This is a genomic window from Flavobacterium aquidurense (assembly GCF_031458035.1).
GTDB classification, from domain to species: domain Bacteria; phylum Bacteroidota; class Bacteroidia; order Flavobacteriales; family Flavobacteriaceae; genus Flavobacterium; species Flavobacterium aquidurense_C.
The window spans coordinates 125387-150618 of sequence record NZ_JAVDXR010000010.1; the positions used below are offsets into that span (position 1 = coordinate 125387).

Below are 25232 nucleotides of genomic sequence, written 5' to 3' on the forward strand. Positions count from 1 at the left end.
TCAAAATATTTAAAAATGAAACTAAAGTTCAATGGATTCTTAGTACTATTACTAGTACTAGTGGCGCAACTAACTTTTGCGCAAGAAAGAGCTGTTTCAGGAACTGTTTCTGATAATACAGGAATGCCTTTACCGGGTGTATCAGTATTAATTAAAGGAACTAAATCTGGGACACAAACTGATTTTGATGGTAAATATTCTATCAAAGCATCATCAAGCCAAGTTTTGGTTTTTAGCTACATTGGGATGAAAACCCAAGAAGTAGCTGCAAGTTCATCTGTAGTTAACATTAAGTTAGCTGGAGATGCACAAGAACTTGAAGGTGTTGTTGTAACAACAGCTTTAGGTGTTAAAAGAGAGAAAAAATCTCTTGGTTATGCCACTCAGGAAGTAAAAGGTGGAGATTTAAAAGCAGGTACTTCAAGTGGAAACTTCTTAAATGAACTTTCTGGAAAAGTTGCCGGTGTTAACATCGTAAGAAACACTAACTTTGGTGGTTCTACAAGTGCAATATCTCGTGGTATTAAATCTATCGGACAAAGTAATGAAATGCTTATCGTAGTTGATGGTATGCCGATTAACAACAGTAACACTAGTGTTGACGGAACAACTTCTCAAGCTCAAGGTAGACAAGGTTATGACTATGGTAACAATGGTATGGACATTAATCCTGATGACATTGAAAGCGTAAACGTACTTAAAGGTGCTGCTGCATCTGCATTATACGGATACTTAGCTGGAAATGGAGTTTTGATGATTACTACTAAAAAAGGAAAAGCTAAAAAAGGTCTTGGAATCACAGTTTCTTCTGAAGTTGTAACTGGATCTATCGACAAAAGTACTTTTGTAAAATATCAAAAAGAATATGGTGCAGGTTACGGTACTTCATTCGCGCCAGCAACAATTGATCTTGATGGTGACGGTGTAGGAAATCAAGTTGTTGCAATGGGAGATGATGCTTCTGCAGGGGATGCATTTAATCCATCATTGAACGTTTACCAATGGGATGCTTTTTCATCATATCCAGGAAACGCAAACTATGGTAAAGCAACTCCATGGGTAGGCGCTAAAAACGATCCAACTTCATTCTTCAAAAATTCCCTTTCATTAGTAAATGGAATCTCTTTTGAAGATGCTAATGACAAAAGTAACGTTGTTTTCAACTACACTAACACTAAACAAACTGGTACTTTACCAAATAGTGAATTAAACAAAAATAACTTTAGTGTAAAATTAAATCATCAGTTTACTGACAAATTATCTCTTGCAACTTTCGCTAACTTCTCTAATCAAACTACAGTAGGTAGAAACATGACTGGATATAGTGATAACTTAATTGCAGGTTTCCGTCAATGGTGGCAAACTAACGTAGATATCAAACAATTAGAGCAAGCTTACAATGCTTCAGGCGGACAAAACCTTACATGGAATAGAAATGGTACAGACGATGGAAGTGCTGCATACTGGAACAACCCATATTTTGAGCGTTACCAAAACTATCAAAATGACGAAAGAAATCGTTTTGTTGGATATGCCAATTTAACTTACAAAATTGCAGACTGGTTATCAGCTACTGGTAAAATATCTACAGATACTTACGACGAAATTCGTGAAGAAAGAGTTGCGGTTGGTTCTGTAGCTAAAACTTTCGGAATCAACGGTTTAGACGAAAAATCTGGATACCAAAGATATAACGGAAACTTTTCTGAGCAAAACTACGATTTGATCTTAACATTCAAAAAGAACTTTGGTGAAGACTTCAACTTAACAGGAATTGCTGGGGGTACCATCAAAAGAAATTCATTTAACTCAATTACCGCTTCAACTCAAGGAGGTTTAATTGTACCTGGATTATATTCTTTAGCAAACTCAGTTGACACGAGCCCTTACGCTTACGAAAGAGCAACTAAAAGTGGTGTAAACAGTTATTATGTTTCTGCTTCTTTAGGATACAAAGATTTCTTATATGTAGACGCTACTTCAAGAAGAGATGCATTCTCAAACCTTCCGGCAGATGACAACTCTCTTTTCAGTAACTCTGTTTCTGGTAGCTGGGTGTTCTCAAATAACTTTGAGGCTAGCTGGTTAAGTTTTGGTAAATTGAGAGCAGGTTATTCTGAAAGCCCACTTGGTACTCCAGGTTTGGCATTAATTGATACTTATTCTAAAACTGATGCTTTCAATGGTCAACAACAATATTCTGTAAACAGTGTCAAAAACAATCCTAACTTAGAACCAATTAAAACTAAAACACAAGAGATTGGACTTGAGATGCAATTCTTAAACAAAAGAGTTGGATTTGATGTGAGTTTATACAAAAACGTAAATGACGGTGAAGCTGTAAATGTTCCTTATTCTACTTCTACAGGATATACTAGCCGTTACATTAACGCTGCTACAATTGAAAACAAAGGTATCGAGGTTCAATTCAATCTTACTCCGGTAAAAACAGCAGATTTCTCTTGGGATATCAATGTTAACTGGTCTAAAAACGAGAACATGGTAACTGCATTAGCTCCTGGTATTGAGAACTTACAACTTAGTTCTTTTGTTGGGAACGTAACTTTAAATGCTGAAGTAGGGAAACCTTTTGGAGTATTAAAAGGAACAGATTATACTTATTACGATCCAAACTTTGTACCTAGCTATCCAGGTGAGGTTAACAAAAAAGGACCAAGAGTAGTTGCTGCAACAGGTAGATACGTAATTAATACTAACACAAACAACATTATTGGTGATGTGAATCCTGACTGGATTGGTGGTATCCGTAACAAACTTGCTTACAAAAACCTATCTTTCAGCTTCTTAATTGACATGAAACATGGTGGAGATATTTTCTCTACAGATCAATGGTATGGTGTAGGAACTGGACTAGGAGTACAAACTGCTGGAACTAACGATTTAGGAAACCCTATCAGAAACCCTGCTGTTAGTGGCGGTGGTGTGATTTTTGACGGAGTTCTTGCAAACGGAACACCAAACACTATCAGAACTGATTATTTCAGACCAGGTGCTGGAGCAATTACAAACTCTTACTCAGGCGGTGCTGGAAAAGGATATGTTTATGATGCAAGTTTTGTAAAATTAAGAGAAGTAAATATTACATATACTTTACCAACTTCATTAGTACAACAAATTCATTTAGTTGACGCTAAAATATCACTTATCGGATCTAACTTATGGATAATTGACAAAAATCTTCCAGATGCTGATCCAGAAAGTGGTGTAGGATCTAATGCACAATCATTAGGACTATCTATCGGATCTTTACCAACAACCAGAAATATTGGTTGTAACTTAACAATAAAATTCTAAGCTATGAAAAATAGACTGCTTATATTAATCCCTATTTTATCCTTGTTTGCATCATGTAGTGATGACATTACAGGATTAAATCAGGACACTAAACGTCCTACTACAACTACTCCTGAATACTTGTTTACCAATGCTGAGCATGCAATGATGGATCAGGTTACGAGTACATCTGTAAACAGAAATGTTTTCAGATTATACGTACAACAATGGGCAGAGGTGCAATATCCTCAAGAAAGCCAATATGACTTGACAGGTCGTAAAATTCCAGATACACACTGGGCTGTTTACTACCGTGATGTACTTAGAGACTTTAAAGAATCTAAAGATTTGTTAAACAAGCAAAAAGCAAATTTTGTTGGAACTCCAGCTCAGTTAGTAGAATTGAATAACAAAATTAGTATCATAGACATTTTAAGTGCTTACTCTTATAATGTTCTTGTGGATACTTTTGGAGATATTCCATATTCAGAAGCTTTAAACATTGCTGACTTTCCACTACCAAAATATGACGATGGTTTAACAATCTACAAAGATCTTATTGCAAAATTAACTACTGCTTCAAAAGCATTAGATAAAAGTCAAGGTAGCTTTGGTGATGCTGATTTAGTTTATGGTGGTAACACTCAAAAATGGGCTAAATTTGCCAATACACTTCGTTTAAGAATGGCAATCAACCTTGATGATGTTGATCATGCATACGCTAGTGCTCAAGTTTTAGCTGCTCTAAGTGATGGTGTGATTTTAACAAGTGCTGATAGTGCTTACTTACAATACGCAGATTTACAACCTAACACAAATCCACTTTATGTTGATTTAGTAGCTAGTGGACGTTTTGACTTTATTCCAGCAAATACATTCGTTAACAAAATGAATGCTCTTGTTGATCCTAGAAGAGCTAAATTCTTCACAGAATATCCTAAAGATTCTGGTAAATATGATGGTGGTAAACAAGGAGAGCTTAACGTTTACAAAGATCACTCTAATTTTACAGAAACAATTAAAGATGAAAAATACCCAGGGGTATTGCTTACAAATTCTGAAGTAGAATTTTTATTAGCAGAAGCTGTAGAAAGAGGAATTGCTGTAGGAGGTACTGCTGAAAGTCACTATAACGCCGCAATCACTGCTTCTATGACTGATTGGGGTGTAGCGCCTGCTGACATCACTACTTACCTAGCTCAACCAACTGTTGCTTATGCTACAGCTACTGGAACTTGGAAACAAAAAATTGCTGAACAATCATGGATCGCTTTATATAATAGAGGTTTTGAAGCTTGGACAACTTACAGAAGATTGGATTTCCCTATCTTACTTGCTCCTCCTGTAACCTTTAACGATATTAAAGAAGTTCCTAAACGTTATACGTATCCAGGAATCGAACAAACATTAAACAAAACTAATTATACAGCTGCGTCTGGAAAAATTGGTGGCGATACAGCTGTTAAAAAACTTTTCTGGGATAAATTCTAATTAAACCAGAAATAAACTTAAAGCCGCTCAGTAATGAGCGGCTTTTTTTTATATAAACATTATACCTATATTTGCCCTATGGAAAAAGAACATCAAATATTTGGAATTAGAGCCATCATTGAAGCAATTCAGGCTGGGAAAGAAGTAGACAAAGTATTTATTCAAAAAGAAATTTCAGGAGAATTAATGAAAGATTTAATGAAGGTGATGAAACGCGCCAACATCAATTTTTCTTATGTACCTGTTGAAAAATTAAACCGTCTAACACCAAATAACCATCAAGGTGCAGTGGCAACGATCTCCCCTATTGGGTTTATTGACTTAGAACATCTTGTTGAATCAACAATTGCATCCGGTTCTAAACCTTTATTTTTAATATTAGACCAGATTTCAGACGCAAGAAATTTTGGTGCAATTATCAGAACTGCCGAATGTACCGGAGTAAATGGAATCATTGTACAAAAAGCAGGATCCGCACCAGTAAACGGTGACACTGTAAAAACTTCTGCCGGAGCAGTATTTAATGTTCCAATATGTAAAGTTGAGCATATTAAAGATGCTATATTTTACCTTCAGGGATCAGGAATAAAAACGGTTGCTGCAACCGAAAAAACTGATCAAAACATTTTTGATTTAACCTTAAACGAACCTGTCGCCATTATCATGGGATCGGAAGACAGAGGTATTAATCCGTCTGTTTTAAAAATTGTTGATGAAAAAGCAAAATTACCAATGTTTGGAACTATAGGATCATTGAATGTTTCTGTAGCTTGTGGCGCATTTTTATACGAAGCTGTGCGTCAAAGAAGTTAAAATCTTTGAGAGAAATATAAGTTGACAAAGTAATATTCTAATTATTAATTGATGTCTTCCAAATCTGCTCAAAAACATATCATTTATAAAAACATGCTGTATAATTACGGCATTTTTTGTTTTATACAATCGATCGTCGTTCGATCAGCAAGGATAAGTTTTTCTGTCACATCTACTCATCACTTTTGTGCTGACCGAATTAACAAGGCAATGCTATAAACCATATTCTTTTAATGTAAATGAAATAAGAATAATTAAAAATATTCTTTTAAATCAATACAAAATATTTACACTTACAACTTATCTTCCGATTCGGTTTTGGTTACAGTATAATTCACAATCATATCCGAATTAAAATATGTAGCAATATATTCAGGGTCTTCTTCTGATTTTTCAAAATTCACGAAATTACCGTATTCATCAAAATGCCGCATAAAAGCATCGTCTTCGGGATCAAAATCAGGTTTTTGCCAATCATAAACTATATTTTTCTTATACTCTGGTGTTTTATAAAGGAACGAGAGTACAAATCCGGTAACGAAACCGGCCAAATGACCTTCCCAGGAAATTGTGGCATCAACATCTGGAAAAACGTACCAAATCATTCCGCCATATAATAAAATTACAGCAAGTGAAAGTGCCACTAACCTGTAATAACCGGTTTGAATTCCTTTGAAAAAAATAAAACTCACTAAAACATAAATCAAGCCGCTTGCGCCAATATGATAATTTTCACGGCCAATTACCCATGTAATTAATCCGGAAAACAAAATACCATAGGCAATAACCTGAAAAGTTTGTTTGGGATAAAAGAATTGTAAAGCAGCCAATAAAACTAAAAGCGGGATAGAGTTATTATACAAATGCCCCAAATTTTCATGAATAAAAGGACTAAATAAAACGCCCTGCAAACCTGAAAAATCCCTTGGATAAATTCCGTTTTGATAAAAATCAAAATCAAAGCGAATTTGAATCCAATAAATAATCCATAGAAAAAGGACAAAAAATACTGGAAGTCCTATTACGGCATTTGAAAATTTAAAGTCGTTATCATTCATATTTTTAGAAATACATTCATTTGAAAGTCATCAAAAAACTATCCAAATACAATTTACTGATAATTTGTCAGCTAAATGAAAAATCACCTTACACACTTTCACGAGTAATTAACTTTTAAAAATTTATAATTAAAATTGAAAATAGTAATTTTACAAAATGGAAGCACCGTTAGCCGAGCGTATACGCCCACAGAAACTAGAAGACTATATTAGTCAAAATCATTTGGTTGGACCAAACGGATCACTGACACAACAAATTTCAAAAGGAATTATTCCTTCTCTAATCTTCTGGGGACCTCCGGGAACCGGCAAAACAACTTTGGCACAAATTATTGCGCAGGAATCTAAACGTCCGTTCTACATTTTGAGCGCCATTAATTCCGGAGTTAAAGACATTCGTGATGTCATTGATAAAGCAAAACAAAGCGGCGGATTATTTACGGCCAAAAATCCAATCTTATTTATTGATGAGATTCACCGATTTAGCAAATCGCAACAAGATTCCCTTTTGGCAGCCGTCGAAAAAGGCTGGATAACACTGATTGGCGCCACAACTGAAAACCCAAGTTTTGAAGTTATTCCCGCGTTATTATCCCGTTGTCAGGTTTATATACTAAATGCTTTCACAAAGGCCGATCTCGAAGCCTTATTACATCGTGCGATGAAAACCGATGCCTATTTAGCTTCCAAAAATATTATTCTTAAAGAAACCGAGGCTTTATTGCGTCTTTCTGGGGGAGATGGACGAAAGCTTTTAAACATATTTGAATTAGTAGTAAACGCTTCTGCAGGAGACGAAATTATTATCACCAATGATCGTGTTTTTGAGTTAGTACAGCAAAACACGGTTTTATATGACAAAAGTGGTGAACAACATTATGATATTGTCTCTGCCTTTATTAAATCGATTCGTGGCAGTGATCCAAACGGAGCGGTTTATTGGCTTGCAAGAATGATCGAAGGTGGTGAAGATGTGAAATTCATTGCCCGAAGAATGCTGATTTTATCAAGTGAAGATATCGGAAATGCAAATCCGACGGCGTTTATTATGGCTAATAATACCTTTCAGGCAGTTACCACTATTGGTTATCCGGAAAGCCGAATTATTCTAAGTCAATGTGCTATTTATCTTGCTACTTCTCCAAAAAGCAATGCTTCATATATGGCAATTGGAAATGCACAGCAATTAGTAAAACAGACTGGTGATTTACCTGTTCCAATTCATTTAAGAAATGCACCAACGAAACTTATGAAAGAATTAGGTTATGGTGATGATTATAAATATTCGCACGATTACGCCAACAATTTTGCTGAACAGGAATTTCTTCCGGATGCAATAAAAGAAACGGTTCTTTACAATCCGGGAAACAATTCTAGAGAGAACAGTAACCGCGAATTTTTAAAGAACCGTTGGAAAAATAAATATGGCTATTAAAACCGGGCTTTATGTTTAAAATTTAACCGAAATTTTTTCAGAAACTAATTTGTCGTTTTGATAATATTCAAAAAACCATTGATTATCTTTTGCATTTAGCGAACCCTGAACACCATCTTTTATAGCGATAAATGAATCTGGACGTGATGTTTTTAGCAATTTCATAACCACTTTTGGTGTCTTATCTATTAATTGAAATCCAGTTTCCGTTGGCTGAGCATATAGTAAGTTTGGATCAGAAGTATCTGCAACTGGAGTAGATACTGCTGCAACTGTTGGTGCAGGTGTTGCCACAGCTGCTGTTACTGTAGGAACCATAACTGCTACCGCGGCGGGATTCATTGCTCCTCTTCCGGTATTGGCAGTAGGTATAATAGCTTTTCCACTATATTTATAATGCAATGCGTTTACAGAAACAAATGCAGCATTAAGACATTCTATATAAGCGGTCTCAAATTCTTTTTCTTTACTTTTCCCAACTTCAGAAGTGAAAACAACTTTACCGTAACAATCTTTTAGCTCTATAAAAAGTTTAGTTACTAAAAAAGCATTGTCCTTTTTTACATCAATATATAAAAGCTGACAACGATCACTATACTCGGCAGGAATTTCTTCATTTGCATAAAAAGCTTCAAAACCAGCTTTCTTTAAATTAGATTTAGTAATTGTTGCCAATCTATATTGATTATCAGATTTTAGGAAATCATATTTCAAAGGCACAATTACAGCTTTATAATCATTTACAGATTGCGAAAACCCGATAACCGAAATAAAAAGCGCAACCAATAACAATTTAATTTTCATCATTATAAATATTTTTTAAGTTCTAATAAATGGTTGATTTGTTTAATATTCTGCGGAGCTTGTACGTTTTTTTCATTAAAAAAAATAGCATCCAAACCTGCGTTCAAAGCTCCGTTAACATCAGCATCAAGACAGTCTCCGATCATGATACTATTTTCTTTCGAAGCCTGAGCCAAACTCACAGCATAATCAAAGATAATACTATTTGGTTTTTTTACACCTGCTAATTCCGAATTTGTTATTGTACTGAAATATCCAGAAAGTGAAGCATTATTGATCTTTTTTTCCTGAACATTTGCAAAACCATTCGTTATTATGTGTAATTTGTATTTTGGCTTAAGATAGTCCAAAACTTCTATTGCACCATCAAACAGGTGATTATTATCGGTTAAAAACTCAATATAATCGTTGGCAATTTCGTTGATATCATCGTCTGAGATTTCAACATTTAAAGCATCAAAAGAAAACTTCAATCTGTTATAACGAAGTTCGACATGTGTTATTTGATCATTTTGATATAACTTCCAACAAGCTTGATTTATAGGCGCATATTTCTCAATGAAATCCTGGATTCTAATATCGGGAAATTTACTTTTAAATATTCGATCAAAAGCCATCTCCGAATTTTTATCAAAATCCCAAAGCGTGTGATCTAAATCAAAAAAAACATCTGTAATATGGGTACTCATAAGCTAAAAAATTCCTTCATCTACAAAACTATAATATTTTGTTTCAGTAATAATCAAATGATCCAAAACTTTAACATCTAAACTATCACCTGCCACTTTTAATTTCTTGGTAATTTGCTTATCAGCATCACTGGGCTGTACGTTTCCGGATGGATGATTATGGCACAGGATCAAAGAAGTAGCACCACTTTCTAGTGCCAATTTAAAAACCAGTCTAACATCAACAATTGTTCCCGAAATACCACCTTTACTCAATTGTGACTTAGAAATTACTTTATTAGAATTATTCAGAAAAAGCACCCAAAATTCTTCGTGAGGGAGTTCTCCTATAATAGGCTGCATGATCTCGAAAACCAGTTTACTTGATGTGATTTTTACCAGTTCAACAACATCCTCAGCTCTTCGGCGTCGGCCCAATTCCAAGGCCGCAATAATCGCAATAGCCTTTGCCTCTCCTATTCCCTTAAAATTTATAAGTTGCGAAATTGACATTTTTCCTAACGAATTTAGATTATCGGCACTTGCCAAAATTCTTTTGCTTAAAGCAACCGCAGATTCACTTCGACTTCCTGAACCAATTAAAATTGCAATTAATTCTGCATCACTGAGAGCGCTTTTACCTTTTAGCATTAACTTTTCGCGAGGACGATCGTCTTCTGACCAATTTGTAATAGGAAAATGAGTTGTCTCCATTTTTTAAAATATAAAATAATTTATAAAAATAGGAAAAATCATTCATTTTAATCCAAAAAAAAATGCCAACTGCAGTTTTGCAATTGGCACATTATCTAATTTTCAAATTATCTAATTAATGAGACCTTTAACCTCATCAAAATTCAAACCTCCATAATTACCAGAACTCATTAGTAATAATGCAGAATTTTCAAGATTTAATTTGAATAAATATTCTTTGAATTCAATAGGATTTGTATAAATAATCAAATCTTTACGGTTAAAAGAACTTGCGATTTGTTCGTATGTTACCTCTTCCAGTTGTTTAATTTTTACTGCATCGGGAGAATAAAAAACTACAGCGACATCTGCATACTCCAACGCACCTTCGTATTCCTTAAGAAATTCAGCATTTAAACTACTGTATGTATGAAGTTCAAGGCAAGCCACTAAAGTTCTGTTCGGATATTGCTCTTTTACTGCTTTTGTTGTCGCCGCGACTTTACTTGGTGAATGCGCAAAATCTTTATAAGCCACTTTTCCTTTACCTTCTGCTATTTTTTCCAGTCTTTTTGAAGCACCTTTAAAACTTGCAATTGCTTCATAAAAGTCGGCTTCGTCAACGCCCATGTTTTGGCAGATCCATTTTGCTCCCGCAAGATTATTTAAATTGTGCGCTCCAAATACTTCAATTGGCATATCACCTTCAGGAGTTTTTAACAAAGTAACACCGTCGCTAACTGTATATTCCGGAGTATGATAAGCTAATTTACGAATTGGATTTGTCGCTGCTTCAGAAACGCGTTTTACTTCCGGATCATTTTCGTTGTAAACTAAAATTCCGCCATTTGTAATTTTGCCGATGAAAATCTCGAATTGCTCGACATAATTTTCATAAGTTGGAAAAACATTAATGTGATCCCAGGCAATTCCTGAAATCAAAGCGATATTTGGCTGATACAAATGAAATTTTGGACGTCTGTCGATAGGAGAAGACAAATATTCATCACCCTCCAAAACCATAAAATCATTTTCTTCAGTTAGATGCACCATTGTATCAAAACCTTCTAATTGGGCGCCTACCATATAATCAACTTCAATATTATGATAATGCATAACATGCAAAATCATCGAAGTAATAGTGGTTTTTCCGTGCGAACCACCAATGACAACACGGGTTTTATTTTTAGACTGCTCGTATAAAAATTCAGGATAGGAGTAAATCTTCAATCCTAATTCCTGTGCTTTTAGTAATTCCGGATTATCAGCTTTTGCATGCATTCCAAGAATAATGGCGTCAATATCAGCGGTAATTTTTTCAGGAAACCAACCTAATTCTGCAGGCAAAATACCTTTTTTCTCTAATCTTGATTTTGAAGGTTCAAAAATAGCATCGTCACTTCCTGTAACCAGATATCCTTTGTTATGTAATGCTAACGCTAAGTTGTGCATGGCACTTCCGCCTATTGCGATGAAATGTGTTTTCATTTAAAAATCAAATTTTTTTAGTTCAATTTCAATGGAATTTAATATTGAAGTAGTTAATTATGCTTCAAATTTTCGTTTCAATTCCTGTGCCTTTTTAGGGTCTTTTAATTTGTTCAAATATAAATTATATAATTTTTGAAATGTAACTTTTGATTTGCCAATTTCATTCGCCTTCAAATAATTTTTTTCTGCTGACGCATAACGTTTAAAATATTCGTCTATTCTTCCTCTTGACAAGTATCCATCGACCGATGAAATTTGCATTAATTCATTCGAATATTCCAGTGCTCTTGATTCACTTCCTCCTAAAAACCCAGGTAACTGTAAATAGATTTCAATAAGAGCCCAACGCGCTGGAATATGTTTCGGATTTATAGCAATTGCTTTCTCAAATGCTTCTTTCATGTCATCGACCATTCCTAAAGCTTTAAGTTTATTCACTTCCATGGCCCGCATCGCCAGACATCCTCCATATTTATAAAAATAATCCGCTTCTGTAGGTTTTAACTCTTTAAGTTTTTTGTAATACTCAGCACCTTTTACCCATAATTTTTGATGAGACGCAATGTCTCCTAAATATTCAAGAGTCTTTATATCTGAAGGTTTAGTTTTTAAAATTCCTTCAAATACAACTTGTGCTTCTTCATATTTTTTGGCATGAATTAACTTTTCCCCTTTCTCAAAATTAGTCTGTGACCAAATCAAAATTGGCGAAAGCAAAAAAAGAAGTAGTAGCTTTTTCATATTTCAAAAATAAGGAAATATGGAATGTGGTATTTAGTTTTATTCAAAAATTAATAATCAAAAAAAAACCATCTTGTTAAACAAGATGGTTTAAATTCATATTAAAGTTCTGATTATTTTATAATCGTCATTTCATCAATAATATTTTTTGCTCCTGCGTATTTATCAATAATCCAAAGTACATAACGAATATCTACGTTGATTGTTCTTTGCAATTTTGGATCAAAAATAACATCACCAGCCATAGCTTCGATATTTCCATCAAAAGCAATTCCGATTAATTCTCCTTTTCCGTTAAGAACCGGTGAACCAGAATTTCCACCTGTAATATCATTATCCGTTAAAAAGTTTACTGGCATATAACCAGCTTTATCAGCATATTGACCAAAATCTTTTGCTTTATTTAATTCTAACAAACGTTTTGGCAAATCAAATTCCTGATCACCTGCTTTATACTTTTTCACCATACTTTCCATGGTAGTATAATTGTTGATTTTAGCGTCGTTACGAGGGTCAGCAGGTAAAGCGCGAACTTTTCCGTAAGTCAGTCTCAAAGTTGAGTTAGCATCAGGGTACTGAATCGCATTTAATTTTGATTCTCTCAAACCTTCCACTAATTTACGGTAAGCAATTGCAAAACCATCATCAGCCTTCGCCTGATCATCTGTTTTCGCACGGTATTTTGTCATTAAATCATTTGAAATAATGTACAATGGATCGTGTACAATTGCTAATGGTTTTGGATCAGCCATAAAAGCCAATACTTTTTCTTTAGAGGTAAAATAACTGATTTCAGTTGCTTTAGCCACGTCTGCAGTAAAGTCTCCGTTGTTTGCTGTTTTCATTTTAGCTATTTGAGGAGCTAAACCATATTCAGCAGCTTTAGAAGCGTATAAATTTAGTTGTGCCGTCAAAACGTCTTTTTCGAGTGGTGCATAAAATTCACCATAAATGTTATCAATCATCGTGTTGATCTTAGGTAACATTTCTACTCTTTTAGCTTCATTTTCTGCATAATATGCAATCAAAGCATTTCCTAAATTAGATGGTCCTGTTGCATAGCCTGATGTACGTAAAACTTGAGATAAATAATTATCGTGACGCGCTTTTAAATTCGTTTCCTTGTAATAATCATTAATTGTCGGAATTACATTTTCATACTTATCTTTGTTAGCCGGTTTAGCAGCCCATTCGTAGAATTTGTCTTCCTGTTCACTTTTAAGTTCTGCTGTTCCAGCTTTTGTTAAAGCATCGATCATACCTTGGCGGTTTTTCCAGTAATTGGCAGTTGAAGCATATTTAGACGCATATTGCAAACGAACTGTTGCATCTTTGTCCATATACTTTTTCATTTGGTCCATTCCCGTTTTTGCCCCTTCAACCCAAGCAGGATAAGCAAATTTTACATTTTGCTCAATTCCGCCAGCTGGCATCCAACGATTTGTTCTTCCCGGATAACCCAAAATCATGGCGAAATCATTTTCTTTAACACCTTTGATGCTTACAGGTAAATAGTGTTTTGGCTGTAAAGGCACATTATCTTTTGAATACGTTGCAGGATTTCCTGCTTTATCAGCATAAACTCTGAACATAGAAAAATCTCCTGTTTGACGAGGCCACTCCCAGTTGTCAGTGTCTCCACCAAATTTACCAACACTTTCAGGTGGCGTTCCTACTAAACGAACATCTGTGTAATCCTGATAAACGAAATAGTAATATTCATTTCCCTGAAAGAAAGGGCGAACTGAAACCGTATATTTTCCGCCTTCGTTGTTTTCCTTTTCAATCAAAGCAATTTCTTGCTGAATAATTTTATTTCTTTCAGTTTCTGTCATTTTATCATTTACTTTTGATAAAATTCTTTTAGAAACGTCATCCATACGAACGAAGAAACGAACGTATAAAGATTTTGGTTTCATTTCGGCACTTCTTTCCTTTGCCCAAAAACCATCTTTCAAATAGTTTTGCTCAGCTGTAGAAAGTTCTGCAATCGCATTATAACCGCAATGGTGATTGGTTAAAACTAATCCGTCTTTAGAAACAATTTCTGCTGTACAACCTCCATTAAACTGAACAACAGCATCTTTCAAACTATGATGATTGATACTATAAATTTCTTCGGCTGTTAATTGCAAGCCCATTTTTTCCATATCTCTATGGTTCAATCTTTCGATAAACATTAAAAACCACATTCCTTCGTCAGCTCTTGCAGGAAAAGCCATTAGGCACATGGTTAAGAATAAAACTATTTTTTTCATGTTATTTTGTTTAGGTAATGCGAATATAAAGCATTTTCGCAATTATTATATCTTGAGAACTCTTAAAATAAAATATAGTACTATGTTTTTATCCTTTTTTTACGAATTTAACACTACAGGAGATTTTTGATTGAGGAGTAACGTCCCGAAGCTTCGGGATTGATTTCAGATTTATTATCGGAGGGCGTAGCCAATGTCATTAAGTTAAGAATTGATTATATGACTAACCGTGCCCAATACAAAAAAAACAGCCACAGACTCCACAGATTTCCACAGATTAATCTTCTCTAATTTGAGAAAACTTGCGCAATTTGTCATTGAAAATATTTTAAAAACTCAAAAAAAATAGTTTTAAATTATTCCTGAGACCAATAAAAAAAGGCATCCTGAAAAACAGAACGCCTTTAAAAGTATTTTTTTTAATTTTTTATTCGTTAAGCATTTTCCAAAGCTTGTCTTTTAAATCGGTCAAACCTTGTTGAGCAACAGATGAAATAAACATGTATGGAATATCTTTGAAAGCAACATCTAATTCTACTTTCAATTCTGCTTTTAGTTCATCATCCAGCATATCACATTTTGAGATTACTAAAAGACGTTCTTTGTCCAACATTTCAGGATTATATTTCGTTAATTCATTAACCAAAATATCATACTCTGCTTTAATGTCAGGAGTATCAACCGGAACTAAAAACAGTAAAGTTGAATTACGCTCAATATGACGTAAGAAATAATGTCCTAAACCTTTTCCTTCCGCCGCACCTTCAATAATTCCCGGAATATCAGCAATTACAAAAGACTGGTAATCTCTGTAAGCTACGATTCCTAAGTTTGGTTTTAGGGTTGTAAAAGGATAATCGGCAATTTTTGGTTTTGCCGAAGTCAATACAGATAATAAAGTTGATTTTCCAGCATTTGGAAAACCTACCAATCCAACATCAGCTAAAACTTTAAGTTCCAGAATCACGTCCATTTCTACACCCGGTAAACCAGGTTGTGCGTAACGTGGCGTTTGGTTTGTTGAACTTCTAAAGTGCCAGTTTCCTAACCCACCTTTTCCTCCTTTTGAAAGAATTCTTTTTTCTCCGTCTTCGGTAATTTCGAATAAGGTTTCTCCAGTTTCTTTATCTTTTACGACAGTTCCTAAAGGCACTTCGATATATTTATCTTCTCCATCAGCACCGGTACTACGGTCTCCTCCTCCATCTCCACCGTGACCGGCTTTAATGTGACGTGCAAATTTTAAGTGAAATAATGTCCACAAACCTTTATTCCCCACTAAATATACGTGTCCACCGCGACCACCATCACCACCGTCCGGGCCTCCTTTTTCAATAAATTTCTCTCTATGTAAATGCGTAGATCCTTTTCCTCCTTTTCCGGATGAAACATATATCTTAACGTAATCTACAAAATTTCCTTCTGTCATTTTTCCTTGTTTATATAGAGTTTCAGGTTTCAGGTTTCAGGTTGGTTGACGTTCAGCCAACTTGAAACTTTAAACTTGAAACAAATTTTCTTTACTCTTTAAGAGCTTTTACTAATACCTTGTCAATCTTTACACCATCCATGTCGATAACTTCGAGCACAAATTTTTGCCAGACAAGCTTCTCACCTTCTTTTGGAATATGCGAAAGCTCCGTCATGATCATTCCGCTTACGGTGTTTACTTCGTAATCGTTTGTTAATTCATCTAACTCAAAATAAGTTAGGAAATCGTGCAATGAATAATGTCCATCAACCAGCCATGAACCATCTTCTCTTTCCACAAGCTTAAATTCGTCTTTATAAAAATCCGATGCGTCGCCAACTAAAGCCTCCAGAATATCATTCAAAGTAATTATTCCCTGAAAAACACCATATTCATCTGAAACTAAAGCATAATGCACTCCTGTTCTTTTAAAATTTTCCAACGCTTTGTAAGCTGTTGTCTGCTCCATCAAATAAGGAGGATCTGTCATTATTGCCGACAAATCGAAATGATCACTTTCGATGTTAGCGAATATATTTTTAAGCGTTACAATCCCAACAATATCATCGTAGTTGTCGCTATATACCGGATAAACGGTATGCAAATCCTGCAAAACTAATTCTTTGATTTTAGATTTGTCATCATTTAATGGCAACATGTCAACCGACTTGCGGTGTGTCATTAAAGAATTTACTTTTCTGTCGCCAATATGAAAAACACGCTCCACGATATCCTGTTCAATTTCCTGAACTTCTCCGCCTTCGGTTCCTTCTTTGATGATCGCCTTAATTTCTTCTTCGGTAACTTTTCCGTCAGCTGAAGGCTTTATTTGTAAAACATTCAATAAAAAATCTGTTGATGACGTTAGCAACCAAATGAACGGTGCTGTAATTATCGAAACTATTTTCATTGGCATTGCTACCATTTTTGCAATAGATTCCGGGTAATTCAAACCAATTCGTTTTGGCAGTAATTCGCCTAAAACCAATGAGAAAAACGTTAAAACCACAACTACAATCCCAACTGCAACTGAATGTGCATAAGGTTTTAAAACTGCAATTCCGCTTACGAAAGCCTCAACATCCATCGTGATTTTATCTCCACTATAAATACCTGTCAAAATTCCGATTAAGGTAATTCCGATTTGTACTGTTGATAAAAACTTGTTTGGGGAATTGGCTAAATCCAAAGCAATTTTGGCACTTTTATTCCCTTTTTTTGCGGCGGTTTCGAGCCTGTTTTTTCTAGCCGAAATCAATGCAATTTCTGACATTGAGAAAACTCCGTTTAATAGTATTAGAAAAAATATTATTAGTATTTCCAATTTGTGGCTTGTTCGTTATAAAATAGTTCGTTAATGTAATTTGTAATCTCTCTTATGTTTTTTAGCCCAGATGGAAGTGAAAAGCCCGGAGCTAAAAAAACTAATTTTTCTTGCCAGAAAACAGCGCCCGGAGGAAGCTCGTTTTATGGTATAGAAAAATAGTTTTTTTAGCGAGGACTTGTAACGTACAGCTGGAATAGCTTCTACAAATTATCTATAACTGACGTTAATCGCTCTGTAATTTCTTCGATAGTTCCGATTCCGTTTACGGCATGAAACTTATTTTGTGCTTTATAATATCCAATCAATGGAGCTGTTTTCTCGTTGTATTCCTGATATCTTACACGAATTTTTTCTTCGTCCTGATCATCAACTCTTCCGCTTGTTTTTCCTCTTTCTAACAAACGTGCTACTAAAATCTCATCATCTGCTTCTAAAGCAATTGTTGCTGTAACACTTGACCCGATTGTTGGCAAAAATTTATCTAAAGCCGCTGCCTGATCCAAAGTTCTTGGGTATCCGTCGAACAAAAATCCGTTTGAATCTAAATGTTTGTTTACCTCATCAATTAACATTGCGGTAGTAACTTCGCAGGGAACCAATTCGCCATTGTCCATAAAAACTCTCGCTTTTTTCCCTAATTCGGTATCATTTTTTAAGTTAAAACGAAAAATATCTCCTGTTGAAAGATGTGTTAAGTTGTATTTCTCTTTTAAAAATTCTGCCTGAGTTCCTTTTCCTGCTCCTGGCTTTCCAAATAAAACGATGTTAATCATAATGTAAGTGTTGCTTTGACTTCTTATTTTCATTTAAGAAGTTTAAAATGAATATATAGTTGTGTTTTGTTTAAATTTATTCAGCTAACTTGTAGATTTCGGCTAGATTTCTTCCTAAACCATCGTAGTCTAAACCGTAACCAACGATAAATTTATTTGGAATTCTAATTCCGATGTAATCTATTTTAATGTCCTTTTTATACGCATCAGGTTTAAAAAACAATGTCGCGATTTTAAAATGTTTTACATTTTGTGCCTTGAACAAGTGTTTTAACTCTTCTATCGTATTTCCGGTATCAATAATATCTTCAATAATTACAACTGTTCTGCCTGATAAATCCTGATTTATACCAATTAATTCCTTAACGGTATTGGTAGATTCGGTTCCTTCATAAGATGCCATTTTGATGAATGAAACCTCGCAGGGACTTTTGTATTTTTTCAGAAAATCGGCAACAACCATAAATGCACCATTCAAAACACCAATAAAAATCGGAGTATCATCTCCAAAATCATCTTCCACTTGTGCAACAATTTTGGTTAATGCAAAATCAATTTCTTTAGCCGAAATAAACGGAACAAATTGTTTATCGTGAAGTTGTATCATTATTTTTGATTTTAAAATAATGCGCAAAGATACAGAATTACAACCAAATTGTAAGTATCAAAATTATATCGGTGCGATGACTTTTTTGTAAATATTAATTATCTTGAAAATTTCACAGATCAATTGTCAAAAACCAATTAAAAAGGACATTCTTTAAACTGGGTCATAAGCAAAATAATGAACAGATTTGGGAAAAATTACTTATTTTAGATTGATATAAAATCTAACTCAAAAAAAATGTCTTCGGAATTACAAAGAAAACTTGATTACGTAAATGCTTCCCGAGAAAACCGGTTAAAGGTTGCCCAGGAAGTTTTAGAAAATCAATCTTTATTTAAGGAGTTAGTTTCGATTTGTTTTTCGCCATCGGACAAAAATAATCATCGAGCCTGCTGGATTTTAGAATTTGTATCTTACGAAGAACTGCTTTGGTTACAACCTCATCTTGATTTTTTCTTTTCCAATTTAAAAAATTTAAAAGAGGAAAGTTCCATTCGGCCAATTGCAAAAGTGACTCAGCTTTTGGTAAAATCACATTATAAAAAAGCGGAGAATTGCATTTCTCTTTCCGAAGAAAATCTTCAGAATTGCATTGAAGCCTCTTTTGACTGGCTTATTAATGACGTAAAAGTAGCTACAAAAGCCTATTCGATAAGAACTTTGTATGTTTTAGGAAATTATTACGATTGGATTCATCCTGAACTAAAAATTATTCTGGACAAAGATTATGGCGATCATTCTGCTGCGTATAAAGCGGTTGCGCGCGAAGTTTTGAAGAAACTAGAAAAAAACTGAGACATTTCTCTTTATTAATATTTACAAAATTTAAAAGAGGACATAATTAAAGATGCCAGCTTCACTTAAAATCTTTAATGAAAGCCATTAAAATTTAAAGCGAAGAAAAAATTCGTTTGAGTTTTTGGCGCTTGCCATCGTCTCATTTGTATTTGTTTCATATGCGTAACCTACTGTCAGAAGCTTACTAATTGTAATACCAGCAATTCCTGCATAAGCATTATTGATTCTGTAGCTTGCTCCAATTTCTAAAAATTCTTCTATTTGAAGCATTAAATTCAGATCTACCGAAAGAGGAGCGCCATTAACATAACGCATCATAAATGACGGCTTTAAGACCAATAATGTACTGGCTTCAAGATCAAAATCATAACCACTGCTTAAATACACATGAGGCCTGTCTGTAGCAACAGCTGTATATCCATCTTTATTTTTTGCTCTTTCGGTATTTAATATTCTTGGGACAGAAAGAGAGATATAATATTTATCATTCTTTAATAAGGCTCCAACACCCACATTTGGATTAAACTGATTTATGTTAGTTAAGGCCGGGTCTGATTGTGGCACATATGTTTCAAGCCCTGAAGTATTTACATTATAAAAATTTCCTCCGGCTTTCAATCCCAAATACAAATCAGTAAGTGCTCCTACCTGCAGTTTATATGAAAAATCAATTCCAACCTGAGTTTGTTTTTCGATAAATGTTTTATCATTCACCATAGAAACTCCTAATCCGAGATTACTTCCTACTACTGTTCCAAAAGAAAGAGCTTGTGTTTGAGGGGCATCTTTAATCCCAGTCCATTGTTGACGAATTGTAGCTGAAAACATAGTTTCTCCATCAACTCCCGCATAGGCCGGATTTACAACATTCATTTGATAACGATATGTTGTAAAAAGACTCTCTTGTTGGGCAAAAACTATGGTACTAAAAAGCAGTAATGTTCCGGTCAATGTCTTTTTTATTATTTTCATTTCTAAAAATTTATTTTTTACCATTACCTGTTAATGTAAATCCAGCCTTCTTTATCAATACTTCCATCACCATCCAAATCAATCTGATAGTAATATGAACTTGATTCCGGCAAAGACCGAGAGTTGCCATTGGAGTGTCCGTTCCAATCATTTTGGTAATTTCTGGCAAAAAATACCTCTGCACCCCAACGATTAAAAACACGTATTACTGAATTAGTATAAGTTTCGATATTAGTAATTACCCATGTATCATTTATTCCATCTCCGTTTGGAGTAATAACTTGGGCAATATTAATTTGATCCTGATCACAAGCATCTCCAATACCATTATTATTACGATCTTCCTGAGGCGGATTATAAGTAATTGGACAATTATCATTTGCATCTAAAATATTATCATTATCATCATCGTCATCACAATTGTCTAAAATCCCATCCTTATCGTTATCTCCAAATGCATTTGTAACAGTAACTACTGCATGAGATGAAACCATATTTCCACTTTTATCCTTTCCAGTCAAAATAACTGTATTAGTTCCGATATTCGCGCAGTTAAATGCAGTTTTATCCAAAGCCAAAGTAGCAATAGAACAATTGTCCGTAGAGCCGTTATCGATTTGCGAAGCCGATATCGTTGCGTTGCCTGTTCCGTCAAGCTGAACCGTGATATTTTTCGTTAGGACTGTTGGGGGAATTTTGTCCTCAACCGTTACCGTTGCCGTATTGGAAGAGCTATTGCCACCCGCATCCGTCGCAGTCAAAGTAACTGTATTCAACCCAACATTGGAACAATCAAATGAAGTTTTATTCAATGCCAAAGTCGGAATCGGAACCGAACAATTATCCGTAGAGCCGTTATCGATTTGCGAAGCCGATATCGTTGCGTTGCCTGTTCCGTCAAGCTGAACCGTGATATTTTTCGTTAGGACTGTTGGGGGAATTTTGTCCTCAACCGTTACCGTTGCCGTATTGGAAGAGCTATTGCCACCCGCATCCGTCGCAGTCAAAGTAACTGTATTCAACCCAACATTGGAACAATCAAATGAAGTTTTATTCAATGCCAAAGTCGGAATCGGAACCGAACAATTATCCGTAGAGCCGTTATCGATTTGCGAAGCTGATATCGTTGCGTTGCCTGTACTGTCAAGCTGAACCGTGATATTTTTTGTTATTACCGTTGGAGGAATTTTGTCCTCAACCGTTACCGTTGCCGTATTGAAAGAACTGTTTCCCTCCGCATCGGTCGCGGTCAAAGTAACCGTATTCGCTCCAACATTGGAACAATTGAATGCAGTTTTATCCAAAGCCAAAGTCGGAATCCCAATCGAACAATTGTCCGTAGAGCCGTTATCGATTTGCGAAGCTAATATCGTTGCACTTCCTGTACTATCAAGCTGAACCGTGATATTTTTCGTTAGGACAGTCGGGGCAATTTTATCCTCAACCGTTACCGTTACCGTATTAAAAGAACTGTTTCCCCCTGCATCGGTCGCGGTCAAAGTAACGGTATTCGCTCCAATATTGGCGCAATCAAAAGAAGTTTTATCCAAAGACAAAGTCGGAATCGGAACCGAACAATTGTCCGTAGAACCGTTATCGATTTGATTTGATGTTATTGTTGCGTTGCCTGTTCCGTCAAGCTGTACCGTAATATTTTTTGTTAGGACAGTTGGGGCAATTTTATCCTCAACCGTTACCGTTGCCGTATTGAAAGAACTGTTTCCCCCTGCATCGGTCGCAGTCAAAGTAACTGTATTCGATCCAACATTGGAACAATCAAATGCAGTTTTATCCAAAGCCAAAGTCGGAATCCCAATCGAACAATTGTCCGTAGAACCGTTATCGATTTGCGAGGCTAATATCGTTGCGTTGCCTGTTCCGTCAAGCTGAACCGTGATATTTTTTGTTAGGACTGTAGGCGCAATTTTATCCTCAACCGTTACCGTTGCCGTTTTGGAAGAGCTGTTTCCCCCTGCGTCGGTCGCGGTCAAAGTAACCATATTCGCTCCAACATTGGAACAATTGAATGCAGTTTTATCCAATACCAAAGTCGGAATCGCAATCGAACAATTGTCCGTAGAACCGTTATCGATTTGATTTGATGTTATTGTTGCATTGCCTGCGCTATCAAGCTGAACCGTGATATTTTTCGTTAGGACTGTTGGCGCAATTTTGTCCTCAACCGTTACCGTTGCCGTATTGAAAGAACTGTTTCCCGCCGCATCGGTCGCGGTCAAAGTAACTGTATTCAACCCAACATTGGAACAATCAAAAGAAGTTTTATCCAAAGCCAAAGTAGCAATCGAACAATTGTCCGTAGAGCCGTTATCGATTTGCGAGGCTAATATCGTTGCGCTTCCCGTTCCGTCAAGCTGAACCGTGATATTTTTCGTTAGGACTGTTGGAGGAATTTTATCCTCAACCGTTACCGTTGCCGTATTGAAAGAACTGTTTCCCCCTGCATCGGTCACGGTCAAAGTAACCGTATTTGCTCCAACATTGGAACAATCAAAAGAAGTTTTATCCAATGCCAAAGTCGGAATCGGAATCGAACAATTGTCCGTAGAGCCGTTATCGATTTGATTTGATGTTATTGTTGCGTTGCCTGCGCTATCAAGCTGAACCGTGATATTTTTCGTTAGGACTGTTGGAGGAATTTTATCCTCAACCGTTACCGTTGCCGTATTGAAAGAACTGTTTCCCTCCGCATCGGTCGCGGTCAAAGTAACTGTATTCGCTCCAATATTGGAACAATCAAATGCAGTTTTATCCAAAGCCAAAGTCGGAATCCCAATCGAACAATTGTCCGTAGAGCCGTTATCGATTTGCGAGGCTAATATCGTTGCGCTTCCCGTTCCGTCAAGCTGAACCGTGATATTTTTCGTTAGGACTGTTGGAGGAATTTTATCCTCAACCGTTACCGTTGCCGTATTGAAAGAACTGTTTCCCCCTGCATCGGTCACGGTCAAAGTAACCGTATTTGCTCCAACATTGGAACAATCAAAAGAAGTTTTATCCAATGCCAAAGTCGGAATCGGAATCGAACAATTGTCCGTAGAGCCGTTATCGATTTGATTTGATGTTATTGTTGCGTTGCCTGCGCTATCAAGCTGAACCGTGATATTTTTCGTTAGGACTGTTGGAGGAATTTTATCCTCAACCGTTACCGTTGCCGTATTGAAAGAACTGTTTCCCTCCGCATCGGTCGCGGTCAAAGTAACTGTATTCGCTCCAATATTGGAACAATCAAATGCAGTTTTATCCAAAGCCAAAGTCGGAATCGGCATCGAACAATTGTCCGTAGAGCCGTTATCGATTTGCGAAGCTGATATCGTTGCGCTGCCTGAGCTATCAAGCTGAACCGTAATGTTTTTCGTTAGGACTGTTGGAGCGACATTATCGGTTCCAATCCCGTTAACAGTAAATGTATAAGGATTGCTGCCCTCAATAGTAACAGTAGCAGTTTGAGGACCTAAAGTAGCACAAGTTGGCGCAAAACGAACAACAAATGTTTCCAATCCTCCTAAAGGAATAGTCCCCGATGTCGGCTGCGTCTGGATTGAAAATGCTGAACTACCCGCTATCTTTACAGACGGAGTCCCAGTTAAGGTTATGTTATCATACTTCTGATTGTTGATAAAAAAGGTGTGATCTGTAGTAACTGAAGTTGCACTTGTACCAAAATTTGTAAAATCTGCATCACTAGGAGTTGTATCCCCATTTAACACAACATTCCCATTCCCCACAATGTTAACAGATCCATTAAAAATATAAGCCAGACCAGCACCAGGCCAAACAGTATTGGCATCATTTTGTATAGTCTTACTTGATGTATTCGCAGGTGATGTAATGCTCTGAAAATCAGTTTTACCATCTGTCAATATTCCAGCCGAGAAACCTCCAAAGTCAGTGACATTATTTCCGGAACCATAGACAAACATGATAGCATTAGACGCTTCAAACAGCCAAATTTGAAAATGTTTATCAGCGGGAGCAGTCGTTTCATTTCCCTGATCAACCACAGTTACATTATATTCAATTACCAATTTTCTATTACCAGGACTGCCTTTCAAAAAGTATCGAACATTTCCATTAGAACCTGTCATACTATCATCCCAATAAGGAAAAATAAAAGAATCAGGACCAAGGTACTCTCCACTATCTGCAATGACATTAACCCCATTAAAAAATGTCTCATAATCATAATCAGGAGGACCAAGTCCAAAAACCCCATTTGTATATACCGAAAAAGTAGTATAATCAGTTCCTCCAAAATTAAAAGTAAAATCTTTAGGCGATGGCGGCAGTTCTAAAGCAGCTATTTCATCATTTGAACCAGGTCCTAGTAAAGTTGTAAAAGTGCCTGTTTCAAGCAGATTTCCTGTTGAAGTTGAAAAAGAATAATCTTTTATCTGAGCATTGCCCGGTATAGATATAAAAAGAAAAAAAACACCCAATTTTCTTATTATATTTAATCGTTTTTGAGGTTTAAAGTGAGTGGGGCTTGGGTTCATAACTAAAAAAATTACCAAATAAAT

At 35.7% G+C, this 25232-nt stretch carries 18 protein-coding genes; 5 read left to right on the top strand and 13 right to left on the bottom strand.

What is annotated here, in order from left to right; genetic code table 11:
• The first annotated feature begins 15 nt into the window (after positions 1-15).
• The 3 genes from J2X17_RS15830 (at position 16) to rlmB (ending at position 5598) form a co-directional block, all read left to right on the top strand.
• Positions 16-3315: a SusC/RagA family TonB-linked outer membrane protein gene (locus J2X17_RS15830; RefSeq protein WP_310300049.1), complete on the top strand. Its 3300-nt coding sequence runs from the start codon at positions 16-18 to the stop codon at positions 3313-3315.
• Between the two features lie 3 nt (positions 3316-3318).
• Positions 3319-4785 (top strand): SusD/RagB family nutrient-binding outer membrane lipoprotein, encoded by a 1467-nt coding sequence (locus J2X17_RS15835; protein WP_310300052.1) that lies wholly within the window; start codon positions 3319-3321, stop codon positions 4783-4785.
• 78 nt (positions 4786-4863) lie between these two features.
• On the top strand, positions 4864-5598 hold the full coding sequence (rlmB, locus tag J2X17_RS15840) for a 23S rRNA (guanosine(2251)-2'-O)-methyltransferase RlmB (protein WP_310300174.1): 735 nt from the start codon (positions 4864-4866) through the stop codon (positions 5596-5598).
• A gap of 293 nt (positions 5599-5891) precedes the next feature.
• Here the strand turns inward: rlmB and J2X17_RS15845 are convergent, their stop codons facing one another.
• The gene (locus J2X17_RS15845; protein WP_310300055.1) at positions 5892-6656 is read right to left on the bottom strand and encodes a rhomboid family intramembrane serine protease; all 765 of its coding nucleotides are present in this window, start codon (positions 6654-6656) and stop codon (positions 5892-5894) included.
• Positions 6657-6813: 157 nt separating this feature from the next.
• Here J2X17_RS15845 and J2X17_RS15850 point away from each other — a divergent pair, with 157 nt between their 5' ends.
• Complete coding sequence (locus J2X17_RS15850) at positions 6814-8091, top strand: replication-associated recombination protein A (protein WP_310300058.1); 1278 nt, start codon at positions 6814-6816, stop codon at positions 8089-8091.
• 15 nt (positions 8092-8106) lie between these two features.
• On the opposite strand, the gene J2X17_RS15855 is transcribed toward J2X17_RS15850, so the two are convergent.
• The 10 genes from J2X17_RS15855 to hpt form a co-directional block, all read right to left on the bottom strand.
• Entirely contained in the window at positions 8107-8895 is a 789-nt protein-coding gene (locus tag J2X17_RS15855; RefSeq protein WP_409025264.1) for a hypothetical protein, read from the bottom strand.
• Between the two features lie 2 nt (positions 8896-8897).
• On the bottom strand, positions 8898-9584 hold the full coding sequence (locus tag J2X17_RS15860; protein ID WP_310300062.1) for a YjjG family noncanonical pyrimidine nucleotidase: 687 nt from the start codon (positions 9582-9584) through the stop codon (positions 8898-8900).
• 3 nt (positions 9585-9587) lie between these two features.
• Positions 9588-10277, bottom strand: coding sequence for a RadC family protein (gene radC / locus J2X17_RS15865; RefSeq protein ID WP_310300065.1), 690 nt, complete (start codon positions 10275-10277; stop codon positions 9588-9590).
• Positions 10278-10388: 111 nt separating this feature from the next.
• Positions 10389-11744, bottom strand: coding sequence for a UDP-N-acetylmuramate--L-alanine ligase (locus tag J2X17_RS15870; protein ID WP_310300068.1), 1356 nt, complete (start codon positions 11742-11744; stop codon positions 10389-10391).
• A 57-nt stretch (positions 11745-11801) separates the two neighbouring features.
• Positions 11802-12488: a tetratricopeptide repeat protein gene (locus J2X17_RS15875; protein ID WP_310300071.1), complete on the bottom strand. Its 687-nt coding sequence runs from the start codon at positions 12486-12488 to the stop codon at positions 11802-11804.
• Between the two features lie 113 nt (positions 12489-12601).
• Positions 12602-14746, bottom strand: a complete 2145-nt coding sequence (locus J2X17_RS15880; RefSeq protein ID WP_310300074.1) for a S46 family peptidase — start codon at positions 14744-14746, stop codon at positions 12602-12604.
• Between the two features lie 427 nt (positions 14747-15173).
• Entirely contained in the window at positions 15174-16175 is a 1002-nt protein-coding gene (gene obgE, locus J2X17_RS15885; RefSeq protein WP_310300077.1) for a GTPase ObgE, read from the bottom strand.
• A gap of 91 nt (positions 16176-16266) precedes the next feature.
• Entirely contained in the window at positions 16267-17541 is a 1275-nt protein-coding gene (locus J2X17_RS15890; RefSeq protein ID WP_310300079.1) for a hemolysin family protein, read from the bottom strand.
• Between the two features lie 203 nt (positions 17542-17744).
• Positions 17745-18317, bottom strand: a complete 573-nt coding sequence (locus J2X17_RS15895; protein ID WP_310300177.1) for an adenylate kinase — start codon at positions 18315-18317, stop codon at positions 17745-17747.
• Between the two features lie 76 nt (positions 18318-18393).
• Positions 18394-18924 carry a hypoxanthine phosphoribosyltransferase gene (gene hpt, locus J2X17_RS15900; protein ID WP_310300082.1) on the bottom strand — a complete coding sequence of 177 codons (531 nt, stop codon included), beginning with the start codon at positions 18922-18924 and terminating at the stop codon, positions 18394-18396.
• A gap of 237 nt (positions 18925-19161) precedes the next feature.
• On the opposite strand from hpt, the gene J2X17_RS15905 reads away from it, so the two are divergent.
• The gene (locus J2X17_RS15905) at positions 19162-19719 is read left to right on the top strand and encodes a hypothetical protein (RefSeq protein WP_310300085.1); all 558 of its coding nucleotides are present in this window, start codon (positions 19162-19164) and stop codon (positions 19717-19719) included.
• An 87-nt stretch (positions 19720-19806) separates the two neighbouring features.
• Here J2X17_RS15905 and J2X17_RS15910 read toward each other — a convergent pair whose 3' ends face one another.
• Together J2X17_RS15910 and J2X17_RS15915 are read right to left on the bottom strand one after the other, a co-directional pair.
• Positions 19807-20694: a PorP/SprF family type IX secretion system membrane protein gene (locus J2X17_RS15910; RefSeq protein WP_310300088.1), complete on the bottom strand. Its 888-nt coding sequence runs from the start codon at positions 20692-20694 to the stop codon at positions 19807-19809.
• Positions 20695-20717: 23 nt separating this feature from the next.
• Positions 20718-25208 carry a T9SS type B sorting domain-containing protein gene (locus tag J2X17_RS15915; RefSeq protein ID WP_310300090.1) on the bottom strand — a complete coding sequence of 1497 codons (4491 nt, stop codon included), beginning with the start codon at positions 25206-25208 and terminating at the stop codon, positions 20718-20720.
• Positions 25209-25232 lie beyond the last annotated feature (24 nt).

Excerpts from the sequence above, each read along its gene's own strand:
- obgE (WP_310300077.1), bottom strand. The coding sequence starts at position 16,175 with ATGACAGAAGGAAATTTTGTAGATTACGTTAAGATATATGTTTCATCC.
- J2X17_RS15915 (WP_310300090.1), bottom strand. The coding sequence starts at position 25,208 with ATGAACCCAAGCCCCACTCACTTTAAACCTCAAAAACGATTAAATATA.
- J2X17_RS15850 (WP_310300058.1), top strand. The coding sequence starts at position 6,814 with ATGGAAGCACCGTTAGCCGAGCGTATACGCCCACAGAAACTAGAAGAC.
- J2X17_RS15860 (WP_310300062.1), bottom strand. The coding sequence starts at position 9,584 with ATGAGTACCCATATTACAGATGTTTTTTTTGATTTAGATCACACGCTT.
- radC (WP_310300065.1), bottom strand. The coding sequence starts at position 10,277 with ATGGAGACAACTCATTTTCCTATTACAAATTGGTCAGAAGACGATCGT.
- rlmB (WP_310300174.1), top strand. The coding sequence starts at position 4,864 with ATGGAAAAAGAACATCAAATATTTGGAATTAGAGCCATCATTGAAGCA.
- J2X17_RS15835 (WP_310300052.1), top strand. The coding sequence starts at position 3,319 with ATGAAAAATAGACTGCTTATATTAATCCCTATTTTATCCTTGTTTGCA.
- J2X17_RS15880 (WP_310300074.1), bottom strand. The coding sequence starts at position 14,746 with ATGAAAAAAATAGTTTTATTCTTAACCATGTGCCTAATGGCTTTTCCT.
- J2X17_RS15830 (WP_310300049.1), top strand. The coding sequence starts at position 16 with ATGAAACTAAAGTTCAATGGATTCTTAGTACTATTACTAGTACTAGTG.
- J2X17_RS15870 (WP_310300068.1), bottom strand. The coding sequence starts at position 11,744 with ATGAAAACACATTTCATCGCAATAGGCGGAAGTGCCATGCACAACTTA.
- J2X17_RS15855 (WP_409025264.1), bottom strand. The coding sequence starts at position 8,895 with ATGAAAATTAAATTGTTATTGGTTGCGCTTTTTATTTCGGTTATCGGG.
- J2X17_RS15895 (WP_310300177.1), bottom strand. The coding sequence starts at position 18,317 with ATGATTAACATCGTTTTATTTGGAAAGCCAGGAGCAGGAAAAGGAACT.
- J2X17_RS15845 (WP_310300055.1), bottom strand. The coding sequence starts at position 6,656 with ATGAATGATAACGACTTTAAATTTTCAAATGCCGTAATAGGACTTCCA.
- J2X17_RS15905 (WP_310300085.1), top strand. The coding sequence starts at position 19,162 with ATGTCTTCGGAATTACAAAGAAAACTTGATTACGTAAATGCTTCCCGA.
- J2X17_RS15875 (WP_310300071.1), bottom strand. The coding sequence starts at position 12,488 with ATGAAAAAGCTACTACTTCTTTTTTTGCTTTCGCCAATTTTGATTTGG.
- J2X17_RS15910 (WP_310300088.1), bottom strand. The coding sequence starts at position 20,694 with ATGAAAATAATAAAAAAGACATTGACCGGAACATTACTGCTTTTTAGT.
- hpt (WP_310300082.1), bottom strand. The coding sequence starts at position 18,924 with ATGATACAACTTCACGATAAACAATTTGTTCCGTTTATTTCGGCTAAA.